Here is a 14,205-nt window from a genome sequence, read left to right as displayed (position 1 = left end):
AAAAATGGCTCCGCGAAGAGGACTTGAACCTCCAACCTATCGGTTAACAGCCGAGTGCTCCACCATTGAGCTATCGCGGAATATTTGCTACATTTGATATTATATCATCTTTTCATTAAATTGCAACTATTTTTTCAATATTTATTTTGATTACCTTAAAATTTTATTATTTATTCTAAAGATTAATAATCAAAAAAGACACCCCGCAACGGGTGTCTAATTAAAACTCTATTTATTTACTTGGCTTCATTGTTGGGAATAGTATTACGTCTCTTATTGATGATGAATCAGTTAAGAACATGATTAATCTATCAACACCTATTCCAAGTCCACCTGTTGGAGGCATACCTGTTTCTAAAGCACTCATGAATTCTTCATCTAACATGTATGCTTCGTCATCTCCATATTCTCTTTCCTTAGCTTGTTGTTCAAATCTTTGTCTTTGAACTATTGGATCATTAAGTTCTGAGTAAGCATTACATACTTCTCTACCATATACGAATCCTTCAAATCTTTCAGTGAACATTTCATTTCCTCTCTTCTTCTTAGTTAGAGGTGAAATTTCTACTGGATAATCAATTAAGAATGTTGGTTGTATTAACTTAGATTCTCCATATTCTTCAAATAACATATTAAGAACTTCTCCCTTAGTTACCTTATCAAGAGATTTTGGGAATTCTAAGTTCTTTTCCTTCGCAATAGCTTGAGCTTCTTCATCTGAAGCTATTTCATTGAAATCTATTCCAGCAAATTCCTTAACAGCATCAACCATAGTTATTCTTCTCCATGGTGGCTTAAAGTCTATTTCTGTTCCTTCGTACATTACTTTAGTTGTACCATTTATCTTTTCACATACATAAGCAACCATGTTTTCCATGATTTCCATCATATCGTTATAGTCAGCATATGCTTGGTATAATTCTATAGCAGTAAATTCTGGATTATGTCTTACTGAAACTCCTTCATTTCTGAAGTTTTTACCCATTTCATAAACTTTTTCAAATCCAGCAACTATTAATCTCTTTAAGTATAATTCAGTTGCAATTCTTAAGTACATATCTATATCTAATGCATTATGATGAGTTATAAATGGTTTTGCAGCAGCTCCTCCAGCTATTGGTGATAAAATTGGAGTATCTACTTCTAAGAATCCTTTATTATCTAAGAATTCTCTTATTCCCTTTATAATTTGTGATCTCTTTATAAAAGTATCCTTTACTTCAGGATTTGTTATTATATCTACTTCTCTTTGTCTATATCTTAAATCTGGATCCTTTAATCCATGGAACTTTTCTGGTAATGGCTTTAAAGACTTACAAGTTAATGTAAAATCTGAAACCTTTACTGTAACTTCTCCAGTTCTTGTTTTAAATACTTCTCCTGTTGCAGCAACCCAGTCACCTAAGTCAAAACTCTTATATGCCTTTAAATTTTCTTCTCCAACTGCATCAATTTTAATGAATAATTGGATCTTTCCATCTCTATCATGAATATCTGAGAATACAACCTTTCCTTGGCCTCTCTTAGACATAATTCTTCCAGCTACTGTTACAACTTTTCCTTCTAGTTCATCATAGTTTTCTTTAACTTCTTCTGAACTATGTGTTCTTTCCACTTTATATACGTCAAATGGATCCTTACCTGCTGCTTGTAATTCAGCTAACTTCTCTCTTCTAAGTCCTTCTTGCTCACTTAACTGAGCTTCTAACTCTTGTATATTCATTTCTTCAGTTGACATTAATATCCCTCCGTTATTTACGCTCTACTTATCTCTAATATTTCATACTTACTTATTCCATCTGGTACTGATATTTCTACAATATCTCCAACCTTTTTACCTAACAAACCTGCTCCAACTGGTGATTCGTTTGATATTTTAAATTCCATTGGATTAGCTTCAGCTGAACCTACTATATTATATTCAACCTCTTCATCAAAATCATAGTCTTTAACTCTTACCTTTGCTCCTACTGAAACAACATCTGATGGTATTTCTGCTTCATCTACAACTTCAGCATTTTTAAGCATGTTTTCTAATTGAATTATTCTACCTTCTGTAAACGCTTGATCGTTTTTAGCTTCATCATATTCTGAGTTTTCACTTAAATCTCCGTATCCTAGTGCTACCTTTATCTTTTCTGTAATCTCTTTTCTTTTGACAGTCTTTAAATATTCTAGCTCGCTTTCAAGCTTTTTAACACCCTCGTAAGTCATTACAAATTTTTTTTGTTCGCTCATATTTAACTCCCCTTTAAAAAACCTTCCATTGGTTTGCTTTTTATTTAATATTTATGCCATATATCTTTTTATTAAGCCCTATAATAATATTGAAATTCATTTAAAACATTATAAAGCAGGGCCTATAATATGTCAACAAATTAGCTTTTATAAAAGCGTTATCAATAGTATATGATACCTATTATATACTACTTTATTCATAAAAATAGACCTTAATTTTAATTACCTTTAAAAATAATGTAACTTTTGAATAAATTATTTCATTTATTCAAAAGCTTACACTATTATATTTCAGCTTTAAAATTCTTAAGGCTTTCCTTATAATTTATTAAAAGCTTCATTACATCATCACTGTTATCTAATGTATTCATAACATTTCTAACTTCTGTACATCTTGGAAGACCCTTTATATACCATGATGCATGTTTTCTCATTTCTCTTATTGCTTTATAATCTCCATCATACTTTATTGCAAGTTCATAATGTCTTATGCACATATCAATCTTTTCTTCTGGAGTTATTACTTTAAGTTCTTCCCCTTGAAGAATTCTTTGAATTTGTTTAAATAACCACGGATTACCCATACTTCCTCTTGCAATCATTATACCATCACAATTAGTAAGATTTTTCATCTTTAAGGCATCTTCTGGCGTAAAAACATCTCCATTTCCTATAACAGGTATTTTAACATTATCTTTGACTTCCTTTATAATATTCCAGTCTGCTTTTCCTTCATACATCTGTTTCCTAGTTCTGCCATGTATAGCTATTGCATCTACTCCAGCATCTTCTAGGGCTAATGCAAATTGGACAGCATTTATATTATCTTCATCAAATCCCTTTCTAAACTTTACAGTTACAGGTTTTGATGAAACCTCTTTTATTTTCTTTACAATTTGTCCTGCAAGTTTTGGATCTTTCATAAGAGCTGATCCTTCTCCATTTTTAACAATTTTAGGAGCTGGACATCCCATATTTATATCTATTATACAAATATCATCTCTTTTATTGAAATGTTCTTCTACTACTTTAGCCATAATCTCTGGATCATTTCCAAAAATTTGTGCTGCTACAGGCATTTCTTCATCAGAAATTCTAAGAAGTTGTTTAGTATTTTCACTACCATAATATAATGCTTTTGCACTAACCATCTCCGTGTATACAAGTCCACAACCCTGTTCTTTACAAAGGCCTCTAAATGATATATCTGTTACTCCTGCCATAGGTGCTAGAAATACATTATTTTTAAACTCTAGATTTCCTATTTTCATCTTTTTGAGTACTACTCCTTATTTTTATAATATATTAACCTTAAGCCCTCTAGTGTTAAATCAACATCAACTATATCTATTGCATCTGTTTCTTTTGCAATTAAGTTTGCAAGTCCACCTGTTGCAATTACTGTTGGTTCTTCACTACACTTATTCACCATTTCTTTTTTCATTTTATTTACTATATACTCAACTTGCCCAATATATCCATATAAAATACCTGCTTGCATACTTACAATTGTACTTTTACAAATAATATTTTTTGGTACTTCAAGTTCTATTCTTGGTAATTTTGCTGCTCTTTCAAATAAGGCATCTGATGCTATGCCTACTCCAGGAACAATACATCCACCTAAGTAATCTCCCTTTTCTGTTATTGCACAAAATGTTGTTGCTGTTCCAAAATCAATTATTATGCTTGGTTTTTTATATATTTCAAAAGTCGCAACAGCATTTACTATTCTATCTGCTCCAACTTCCTTTGGATTATCATACTTTATATTAATTCCCGTTTTTATTCCAGGACCTACTATTATAGGTTCTTTGCAGAAACATTTTCTTATCATATTCTCTAATGAATGCATTATATTAGGAACAACTGAAGATATTATTATTCCTTTTACTTCTTTTGGATTTAAATCATGTTGCGAAAATAGTTGCATAACTTGAACACTAAATTCATCCGATGTTTTCTTCGCATCCGTTGATATTCTCCAACTAGCTATATATTTATCTTCTTTATAAACTCCTAAAACGATATTTGTGTTCCCTACATCGACAAGCAAAATCATAAAAGCACCACCTTAATATAGTTAAAAGCAGCCGTAATTGAAGCTGCTTTTATTATGATAAAATAACTTAATTTTAACAATATAATTTTAACAATTCAGTGGTATTTGTCAAGAGTTTAACATCTTATTAAAATAAACCTATTATCTCCCCATTATCTAGTATATCCATTTTATTTGCTGCTGGAACTTTTGGTAGTCCTGGCATAGTCATTACATTACCAGTTAAGACTACTATAAATCCTGCTCCATTTGATACTCTAACTTCCTTAACTGTTATGTCAAAACCTTCAGGTTTTCCAAGAAGACTTGGATTATCTGATAATGAATATTGTGTTTTTGCCATACATATTGGTAATTTATCAAGAGAGAATTTTTCTAATTCTTGAATTTGTTTTTTTGCTTGTGGAGTATAACTTACACCATCTGCTCCATATATTTCTTTTGCTATCTTAAGTATTTTTTCTTCAATTTTATCATTTTCATTATATAATACTTTAAAATCTGATTTCTCATTTTCTAAAACATCAATTATTTCATTTCCAAGGTCAATTCCACCTTCTCCGCCTTTTGCCCAAACATCTGAAAGTGCTACTCTAACATTTTTTTCCTTGCAAAAATCTTTAATAAATTGTATTTCTTCTTCACTATCTGAAGTAAATTTATTTATTGCAACTACTACTGGTACATTATATTTTTTAATATTTTCTATTTGTTTATCTAAATTTGAAACTCCTTTTTTTAATAAGTCCACATTTGGAATACTTAATTCATCCTTTTTAGCTCCACCGTGATGTTTTAATGCTCTTATTGTTGCAACTACAACAACACAATCTGGAGTTAATCCACCATATCTGCACTTAATATCTAAGAACTTTTCTGCTCCAAGGTCTGCTCCAAAACCAGCTTCTGTAATAGCAATATCTCCAAGTTTTAATGCTAACTTTGTTGCTATTATTGAGTTACATCCATGTGCTATATTTGCAAAAGGTCCCCCGTGAATAATAGCTGGAGTATTTTCTAATGTTTGAACAAGATTTGGCTTAATGGCATCTTTCATTAATAGTGCCATAGCACCTTGAACTCCTAGTTCCTTTGCATAAACAGGTTCTCCATCTAAGTTATAAGCAACAACTATATTACCCATTCTTTCCTTTAAATCGCTTAAATCCTCTGCTAAGCAAAGTATTGCCATTATTTCTGAAGCTACAGTTATCATAAAGCCATCTTCTCTTAAAAATCCATTAACTTTACCACCAAGACCTACAACAACTTCTCTAAGGGCTCTATCATTCATATCCATAACTCTTTTAAAAACTATTCTTCTTGAATCAATTCTTAAATCATTTCCTTGATGAATATGATTATCTATAGCTGCTGATAATAAATTATTAGCTGATGTAATTGCATGCATATCTCCAGTAAAGTGTAAATTTATATCTTCCATAGGAATAACTTGTGCATATCCACCACCAGCTGCTCCACCTTTAATTCCAAAAACCGGTCCAAGAGATGGTTCTCTAAGAGCTATTACTGCATTTTTTCCCATTTTACATAGCGCTTCTCCAAGTCCTACTGTAACTGTTGACTTTCCTTCTCCTGCTGGAGTTGGATTTATAGCAGTTACTAAAACTAACTTACCATCCTTTTTATTCTCATTATCTTTTAGAGTATCTAATGAAATCTTACATTTATATTTTCCGTATAATTCTATGTCATCTTCTTTTAAATTTAATTTTTCTGCTATTTTTACTATAGGTTCCATTTTTGCTTCTTGAGCTATTTTAATATCACTTTTCATTAATTCTAACCCCTTTTCTTTTTGATAATATTCGGCTATACATACTTATTTTTTATTATGTATTATATATTAAGAGTATAACACCTGTTTTAAGGTTTTTAAAGTTTATTTTTCGAACAATAATTTTATAATAAATTAAAACATTCGCAATATATTTTTTTTGATGATTATAAAAAAAGATCCTGCCTAAGCAGGATCAATTTTATGCATTTTCAAATATTTCTTCAAACTCTGAGCCTTCTAATTTTTCTTTTTCTAAAAGTGCTTTAGCTACAGCATGTAACTTATTAATATTTTCTCTAAGTATTCCCTCAGCTCTTACATATGCTTCATCAACAAAGTTTTTAACTTCCTTATCAATTTCTGCTCCTATTTCCTCTGAGAAGTTTCTTCCTCTTCCAAGATCCCTTCCAAGGAATACTTCATTTTGGTCAGATCCATATGAAATAGTTCCTAATTTTTCACTCATTCCATATTCCATAACCATACTTCTAGCAATTGCACTAGTTCTATCTATATCATTCTTAGCTCCTGTACTAATATCACCAAGAATAATTTGTTCTGCAACTCTTCCACCAAGAAGACCAACCATATCATCCTTTAATCTAAGTTTTGAAGTATATGATCTATCTTCATCTGGTAAATGCATAGTATATCCACCAGCTCTTCCTCTTGGTATTATACTTATTTCGTGAACTGGATCTGCATGTTCTAATGATCTCATTACAACAGCATGCCCTGCTTCATGATATGCAGTAAGCTTTCTATCCTTTTCACTAATAACTCTACTCTTCTTTTCTGGTCCTGCTATTACTCTTGTTATTGCTTCTTCCATATCAACCATTGTAATAGCCTTATCTCCTCTTCTTACTGCAAGTAACGCTGCTTCATTAGTAAGGTTTTCTAAATCGGCTCCTGCAAATCCTGGAGTTCTCTTTGCTAATACATCTAGCTTAACATCTTCAGCTAAAGGTTTCTTTCTTGTATGAACTTTAAGTATTTCTTCTCTTCCCTTAACATCAGGTGCTCCAACAACTATTTGTCTATCAAATCTGCCTGGTCTTAAAAGTGCTGGGTCTAATATGTCTGGTCTATTTGTAGCTGCTATCATTATAATTCCTTCGTTCATTCCAAAACCATCCATCTCAACAAGTAACTGATTAAGAGTTTGTTCTCTTTCATCATGTCCTCCACCAAGACCTGCTCCTCTTTGTCTACCTACAGCATCTATTTCGTCTATAAATACTATACAAGGTGCATTCTTTTTAGCATCTGCAAATAAATCTCTAACTCTTGATGCTCCAACACCTACAAACATTTCAACGAAATCTGAACCTGATATACTAAAGAAAGGTACACCTGCTTCTCCAGCTATTGCTTTAGCAAGTAATGTTTTACCTGTTCCCGGAGGTCCAACTAAAAGAACTCCCTTTGGTATTCTAGCTCCCATTTGAGTATATCTTGTTGGCTCTTTCAAGAAATCAACTATCTCTGCTAATTCTTGCTTTTCTTCATCGGCACCTGCAACATCTCTAAATGTTACCTTCTTAGAATCTGGAGTAGCAACTTTAGCTCTGTTTTTACCAAAGTTCATAACTCCTCTTCCGCCGCCACCACCTTGTGATTGCTGTGTCATAACAAATAGAAGAACTAAAAATAATACCACCATAAGAACTGTTGGTATAAGAGATAACCATGCTCCGCTATTTGAAGGTTTCTCAAAATCAACTTTAACATTATTTTTAGAGTTTTCTCCAATTAATTTTGTCAATATTTGTTCAGGTACATATGTTATGAATTTTTCATTATTGTTCATAACACCATCTATAGTCATCTTATCATCATGGACATATATTTTAGAAATTTCATTTGAAGTCCATTTTTGTTGGAATGAACTGTATGAAATAGTATCTGCTTTATTTCCTGTTTCCCACATAGCAACTGATGCAAAAATCAGTACTGCTAATGTAACAATCCATACAGCTGCACTTGAATATTTTTTCATTCAAGGCCCCCCTCTCTTTTTAATTATTTTAAATTTTATCATATGAACTTTTTAATTACAATAATTAACTATAATGCATTTTAATATAAAAATATTTTTTACTTTTTGTATACTTCTTCTTTTAAAACTGCAATATAAGGTAAGTTTCTATATTTTTCAGCATAATCAATTCCGTATCCAACAATAAATTCATTAGGAACTTCAAATCCAATGTATTTAACATTTAAATCTACAGTTCTTCTTTCTGGTTTATTAAGTAATGATACGATTTCTATACTTTCTGCTTTTCTTGCCTTTAAATATTTTAATAGATAATTTAAAGTTACTCCACTATCTACTATATCTTCAACTATTAATACATGTTTTCCTTCTATGCTATGGTCTAAATCCTTTAAGATTCTTACAACTCCTGAGGTTTCTGTTGAGTTTCCATAACTTGAAACTGCCATAAAATCTATTTCACAAGGAATAGTTATGTTCTTTATAAGATCTGATGCAAATAAAACTGATCCCTTTAAAACTCCAACTACAAGTAAGTCTTTACCTTCATAGTCTTTGCTTATTTTGGTTCCTAACTCTTTAACCTTCTTCGCTAAATCTTCTTCATTAAATAAAACCTCTTTTATATCTTCTCTCATAATTACAATTCCTCTCTTTTAAATATTATTTTCATAATTTTTTTTGTTGTTTTGTTTACTTTATATGTATTAGAAGTTTTAACTCCCACTACCCAAGCAATTTCATCATCAAATTGTATAACAGGAATATTGTCCCTATAATCTTTAGGAATTTTCATGTCAATAAAAATATCTTTTAGCTTTTTACTGCCACTCATTCCTAAAGGAACTATCCTATCTCCATTTTTTCTTTTTCTAAGAGTAACATACTCATTAATTTTATCATAATCAAAATACTTAATTAAGTCATTATTGTTAAATTTTAAATTTTTTTCTTTTAAATTTACTTCAAATTCAATTAAACAACCTAAAAAATCTATTTTTAATCCATTTAAGTCTTCTTTTTTTATTCTTACTTCACTACATTCATTATTTTTATTTATTAATGAATCTTTTTCTTTTATGTATATTTCACCATATATATTCTCAGCATATATACCATTTGGCAAATCTACTCTTTTATTTGTTCCTATATCCTTAAGGTTTATTACCTCTTTTATATGCTTCATCTCAAAGTCATAAGTACTTTTTGAAATGGTAGTTAAAGATTTTCTTATTACTCTAGTAATTATAGCCTTTTCTTCATCAAATAATTCTCTATTTATAATTATTTCATTATTTTTTACACTACAATACTTATTAAATGCTTTTATTGCCTCATTATTTATAAATTCATTGTCTTCTTGAAGTAATAAACTCATTCTATTTATAGCCTTTACTACATCATTATTAAAGTTTTTCTTCATATAAGGTAAAATATCTAATCTTATTTTATTTCTACTATATATATTTTCTAAATTAGTTTTATCTATTCTTGGGTTTAAATTATTATCACTGCAATATTTTTCTATAAACTCCCTTTCTAGAAATAATATAGGTCTTATATATAAACCTTCCCTCTCTACAGGTATTCCACCTAATCCTTCTAATCCAGTTCCTCTCATTATTCTCATAAGTATAGTCTCTGCTTGATCATTTGCATTGTGAGCTGTAGCAATTTTTGTATAGCCTTCTTTATTTTTTACATCATTAAAAAATTTATATCTTTCATCTCTTCCAGCTGTTTCTGTAGATACCCCTCTATCCTTTGCAATTTTATTTATATCAAGCCTTATACTATAAAATTTAATATCTAAACTCTCACATAAGTTCTTTGCATACTCTTCATCTATCATAGCCTCTTCTCCTCTAAGCATATGATTTATATGAGCTGCTCCAATTTCTAGAGCATATTTATCCTTTATAGTATTTAATAAATGTAATAAACAAACTGAATCCGGTCCACCTGATAATCCAACTAATACTTTATCACCTTTACTTAAAAGCTTATTTTCTTCTATATATTTTGTAAAATCATTGATCAATTTTATCACATCCTATGTATAACTTCATTTATATCATACATTAAATTACACTTTTTGTAACATTAAAAATTATAAAAGCTGACTATAAGCCAGCTTTTAATATTACTATACCATATTTTAATATACAGAATAAACCTTAGAAACTACAATTGTCATATCATCTTTTATTGTTCCATTGTTAATTTCTTTAGAATATTCTAATATATCTTGAGCAAGCTCCTTTGGATTATTACCTTTATTTTTTAAATAATCTTCAAGCCAAAGGGAATCTCCCACTCCATTTTTATCTACATCTAAAACTCCATCACTTAAAGTTATTATTATATCTCCACCTTTAACTCTTTCCTCAACACTTTCTAATTCCATCTTGTCAACAAGCCCAAAAGGAGGCATATTTGATGATATTTTCTTTATTTTATTTCCCCTCTTTATAAAACTTGCAGCAGCCCCAACTTTATAAAATGATATTTTACCACTATATAAATCTATTAAGTTTAAATCTAAAGTTGCAAATTTTTCATCCTCTTCAAACTTCATATTCATTATTGAATTTACAGTATTTAATGCTGATTCAATTTCAAAACCTTCTTCTACAAACTTTTCAACTAAATCTACTGTTATTTTACTTTCCTTTCCAGCTTCAGGTCCAGATCCCATTCCATCACTTAATAGTGTTATATAATTTCCACCATCCATTCTTCCAAATGTATAGGTATCTCCAGTATATTGCTCCCCTTCTTTAGCTCTCATTCCAGCATAGGAAGTAACCTTATACTTAGGCATTTCCTGTATTAATATTGTGCATTCTTTATTGTTAGGGGAAATTCTACACCCATCTTCATTAATTGTCATTGGAGTTCTCATTATTTCATTAATAGCTGGAAGTACATTTTTACTACAATAACTTCCATCTAAACAATTTTCCATCTTTATTTTTATATTTATCCTTCCACCTTTATCTGTAAAGCAAAATACATCCTTATAATTTATTGAATTTCTATTTAATTCTTTTCTTACTGTCTTTTCAAGCTCTAATCCCCAAGTAACATCTCTTTTAAAATCTACTATCATATCATTTAAGTTGCCTGAAATACTTCTTATATGGTTTGTTACAAGCTTTCTGCCTTCTTCTAATTTCCTTCTAGTTATTTCATTTCCATTTAATATATTTATTATACTATCTGAATTTCTTATAAGGTCTGTCTTTTTGATACATTTCTTTTCAAGTTCTATAGGAAAATTATCTCTACCTTCTTCCCTTCCCTTTAACAATACTTCAAAAGCCGTATATGTTTGATTAAATTCTCTATTCCAACATTTATTGCATTCTGAACATCCGCTGCATACTCTATCTGCCAAATTTTCTATTAAGGCTGTACTTCTATTTTTATATGATAAATTATTATTTTCTGAAATATTATTTAACGATTTTTCCATCTGATTTAATACACTTTCAAACCCCTGTATCTTTTTAGTAAATTCACCTTTAACCTGTTTTAAATGTTCATCATTTATCATATCCACTTTAGCATCATTACACATTTCCGTTTCTAACATACTTAAAATTTTCTTAGGTATTATTAAAAACAATATACCTCCTAATAATACTTCTATAATCCCTTCCGTATGTAATCCTTGGGAATACAATGAAATAATAAGATATACCATTATTGAAGATAAAAAGGAAAATATCTTTCCAGTTTCTTTAAATAATCCAACTATGAGTCCAACACTTCCATATAATCCTATGCCACCTATCATATCTCCTGCTGTTATTCCAATTACAACCCCCATAGATATTCCAATAGCAGCTCCATTTGAAGCTCCCCCTATATAAGCTATTGAAATTACTGTAGCTAAAGATATTATAGTTCTTATACTAATCTCTCCAATAGTTAATCCACCAACCCCTGAAGCCATTAAACATATTATTATTGAAATGCTTATAATTTCTTCTATATTAAAAAAGTAATTTGAATTATATTCACCTACACACTTTAATCCGTAATTTATAATATAGTATACTGGAACAATTAAAATTGTATTAAGTCCTGAAATAGTTATATTTACTCCTAAATCATAATTACTTATAACTAATCCATAAATAACATTACTTAAAAAAACTATAAATAGTAAATGTTTTTCATTAACTCTCTTTTTAAGTTTATCTGCAATAAGACTATATCCTAACAAAATAAGTACTCCACTTAAATACATAAGTCCATCTTTTAAAGTAGCATTTATTGTAAAATATCCAATTAAAGCTCCTGCACCTGATACTATTATTTTGTTTCTATCTCCACCTACTATTACACTAATAAAAAAAGCCAGTCCAAAAGGAGATATTCCTGACACATCACCTTCTCCAATTAATATGGTAACTCTACTTAACAATAATATTGTTATGAAAATTAGACATAACTTAGCAAACTCGCTTTTAACTTCTACTCTATTATTATCTAATATATCTTCTTCCATTCTTTCAACTGAATTTTCATTAAGTCTGTACTGCATATATCTTCCTCCTTGCAATTTCCATAAATTGTAATTTAATTATAGCAATTACCTTTCTCGATATATGTAAATTTCTGCAATGATTTTAAAGTTTCGTAGGACATTATTCAGCTATATTTTTGATTTTCTATATTTAATATTATTTTTCGATATTTTATTTAAACATTGTAAAAGTTTACCAAACCTTGCTATTCCAAGTATTTTTTAATATTTTAATATTTTTTATCTTTGTCATTATATATATGAATTTGTTGCATATTAAAATATTTTTTTATGTATAATATTTTTAGAAATATATGAATTTTCTATTTAAACAAGATTAATAAATAAGCAGAATGATAAACTACTAAAATTTACCATTCCGCTTATTTATTATAATTTATTTTTCTTTTTCTATTCTTTCTTTACGTTTTTTTAATTCTTCATTTAGTTCTATAGCTTTTTTTGTTTTATATCTTTTTATTGAGAACCATATTATTAAATATACACAAACATACCAAATAAAAAATAATATTTTACCAGTTGTATTAAATCCTGATGGTGCCCAGCCAGCATACATTGCTATAGGAAAATACATAAGCATACATATTGCATGAATTATTGTCTTCTTAAGTAAGCTCCATTGTTCAACACTAAAAATAGTAGTTATTCCCACAAAATAAAATCCTGATATTACTGAAATTACAAATTGAAATATAACCATATTAGGAGAATCATAAACATTTCCTGTGGCACAAGCTATAAGAACAGTTATTAGCTGATTAATAAAAACTCCTATTGTACATCCAACCAATCCTCTCAAAATAAACATTTTAATATACTTCATATTACCTTCCTCCCATTCCAATAAAATCTTTTACTTTTTGTAAATACCTTCTAGAAATAGTTTCCTTTCTTCCATTAATAAAATTCACAACTAAATTCCCGTTAAAAACCACTTCTATGTTTCTTATTTTATCTACATTAGCTATTGCAAATTTAGATATTCTAACAAAGGACTCTCCCCTTAACTCATCTTCTAATTCATATAATCTTTTTTTAACTTCATAAGTTTTATTTATAGTATCTACAAAAACCTTTTGATCTTTACTATAAATAACCAAAATATCATCTGGATTCAATATATAAATTTTTTCATTTTCTAATCCAATAACATTTCTTTTCTTAATGGATTTAAGTTTCTTTAGTATTTCAGAAATTTCTTCTGTCATTTCTTTAGATTTTATAATAACAAGTGCTTCTTCATATTCTTCATCAATATCAAGTTGTATCTTCACTCAACTTCCTCCTAACTCACTTTATGTTGTTAGTATAACTTTTTTAATTTAGAATTCCTACATTTTCTCCTTAAGCGGCAACTTATTAGATGTGAAAGGTAAGTATATTAATGTTAAACATATTAAAACTAATTATTTTTGGACATAAAAAAAGATCTAAGAAAAATTTCTTAGATCTTTTGGTGCCGAAGACCGGAATCGAACCGGTACGGTGTTTAACCACCGCAGGATTTTAAGTCCTGTGCGTCTGCCAGTTCCGCCACTTCGGCA

The 14,205-nt window shown here is 29.4% G+C and carries 11 protein-coding genes and 2 tRNA genes; all 13 read right to left on the bottom strand.

Annotated features, from left to right (window positions below; translation table 11 throughout):
• Positions 1-5 precede the first annotated feature (5 nt).
• The 13 genes from J2S18_RS16170 to J2S18_RS16110 all read right to left on the bottom strand — a co-directional run bounded on the left by J2S18_RS16170 (position 6) and on the right by J2S18_RS16110 (position 14,204).
• Positions 6-80 (bottom strand) — tRNA-Asn (locus tag J2S18_RS16170).
• Between the two features lie 152 nt (positions 81-232).
• On the bottom strand, positions 233-1,738 hold the full coding sequence (gene lysS / locus J2S18_RS16165) for a lysine--tRNA ligase (protein WP_307488386.1): 1,506 nt from the start codon (positions 1,736-1,738) through the stop codon (positions 233-235).
• 17 nt (positions 1,739-1,755) lie between these two features.
• Positions 1,756-2,238 carry a transcription elongation factor GreA gene (gene greA, locus J2S18_RS16160; RefSeq protein ID WP_307488384.1) on the bottom strand — a complete coding sequence of 161 codons (483 nt, stop codon included), beginning with the start codon at positions 2,236-2,238 and terminating at the stop codon, positions 1,756-1,758.
• A gap of 284 nt (positions 2,239-2,522) precedes the next feature.
• Entirely contained in the window at positions 2,523-3,509 is a 987-nt protein-coding gene (gene dusB, locus J2S18_RS16155) for a tRNA dihydrouridine synthase DusB (protein WP_307488382.1), read from the bottom strand.
• A gap of 11 nt (positions 3,510-3,520) precedes the next feature.
• Positions 3,521-4,300 (bottom strand): type III pantothenate kinase, encoded by a 780-nt coding sequence (locus J2S18_RS16150; protein ID WP_307488381.1) that lies wholly within the window; start codon positions 4,298-4,300, stop codon positions 3,521-3,523.
• 127 nt (positions 4,301-4,427) lie between these two features.
• A complete protein-coding gene (locus J2S18_RS16145) occupies positions 4,428-6,098 on the bottom strand; it encodes a formate--tetrahydrofolate ligase (protein ID WP_307488379.1) in 1,671 nt (556 codons plus the stop codon).
• 202 nt (positions 6,099-6,300) lie between these two features.
• Positions 6,301-8,103: an ATP-dependent zinc metalloprotease FtsH gene (gene ftsH / locus J2S18_RS16140; protein ID WP_307488377.1), complete on the bottom strand. Its 1,803-nt coding sequence runs from the start codon at positions 8,101-8,103 to the stop codon at positions 6,301-6,303.
• Positions 8,104-8,201: 98 nt separating this feature from the next.
• Positions 8,202-8,741 carry a hypoxanthine phosphoribosyltransferase gene (gene hpt / locus J2S18_RS16135; protein WP_307488375.1) on the bottom strand — a complete coding sequence of 180 codons (540 nt, stop codon included), beginning with the start codon at positions 8,739-8,741 and terminating at the stop codon, positions 8,202-8,204.
• 2 nt (positions 8,742-8,743) lie between these two features.
• Complete coding sequence (tilS, locus tag J2S18_RS16130) at positions 8,744-10,144, bottom strand: tRNA lysidine(34) synthetase TilS (protein ID WP_307488373.1); 1,401 nt, start codon at positions 10,142-10,144, stop codon at positions 8,744-8,746.
• A 117-nt stretch (positions 10,145-10,261) separates the two neighbouring features.
• Positions 10,262-12,658, bottom strand: coding sequence for a stage II sporulation protein E (gene spoIIE, locus J2S18_RS16125; protein ID WP_307488372.1), 2,397 nt, complete (start codon positions 12,656-12,658; stop codon positions 10,262-10,264).
• 379 nt (positions 12,659-13,037) lie between these two features.
• Positions 13,038-13,484, bottom strand: coding sequence for a DUF3021 domain-containing protein (locus J2S18_RS16120; protein WP_307488370.1), 447 nt, complete (start codon positions 13,482-13,484; stop codon positions 13,038-13,040).
• Position 13,485: 1 nt separating this feature from the next.
• Complete coding sequence (locus J2S18_RS16115; protein ID WP_307488368.1) at positions 13,486-13,935, bottom strand: LytTR family DNA-binding domain-containing protein; 450 nt, start codon at positions 13,933-13,935, stop codon at positions 13,486-13,488.
• A 180-nt stretch (positions 13,936-14,115) separates the two neighbouring features.
• A tRNA-Leu gene (locus J2S18_RS16110) sits at positions 14,116-14,204 on the bottom strand.
• Position 14,205 lies beyond the last annotated feature (1 nt).

The organism is Eubacterium multiforme, assembly GCF_030813415.1.
In the GTDB taxonomy this organism is placed as follows: Bacteria; Bacillota; Clostridia; order Clostridiales; family Clostridiaceae; genus Clostridium; species Clostridium multiforme.
This window is presented reverse-complemented; position numbering and strand designations above follow the sequence as displayed.

Excerpts from the sequence above, each read along its gene's own strand:
- lysS (WP_307488386.1), bottom strand. The coding sequence starts at position 1,738 with ATGTCAACTGAAGAAATGAATATACAAGAGTTAGAAGCTCAGTTAAGT.
- greA (WP_307488384.1), bottom strand. The coding sequence starts at position 2,238 with ATGAGCGAACAAAAAAAATTTGTAATGACTTACGAGGGTGTTAAAAAG.
- dusB (WP_307488382.1), bottom strand. The coding sequence starts at position 3,509 with ATGAAAATAGGAAATCTAGAGTTTAAAAATAATGTATTTCTAGCACCT.
- J2S18_RS16150 (WP_307488381.1), bottom strand. The coding sequence starts at position 4,300 with ATGATTTTGCTTGTCGATGTAGGGAACACAAATATCGTTTTAGGAGTT.
- J2S18_RS16145 (WP_307488379.1), bottom strand. The coding sequence starts at position 6,098 with ATGAAAAGTGATATTAAAATAGCTCAAGAAGCAAAAATGGAACCTATA.
- ftsH (WP_307488377.1), bottom strand. The coding sequence starts at position 8,103 with ATGAAAAAATATTCAAGTGCAGCTGTATGGATTGTTACATTAGCAGTA.
- hpt (WP_307488375.1), bottom strand. The coding sequence starts at position 8,741 with ATGAGAGAAGATATAAAAGAGGTTTTATTTAATGAAGAAGATTTAGCG.
- spoIIE (WP_307488372.1), bottom strand. The coding sequence starts at position 12,658 with ATGCAGTACAGACTTAATGAAAATTCAGTTGAAAGAATGGAAGAAGAT.
- J2S18_RS16120 (WP_307488370.1), bottom strand. The coding sequence starts at position 13,484 with ATGAAGTATATTAAAATGTTTATTTTGAGAGGATTGGTTGGATGTACA.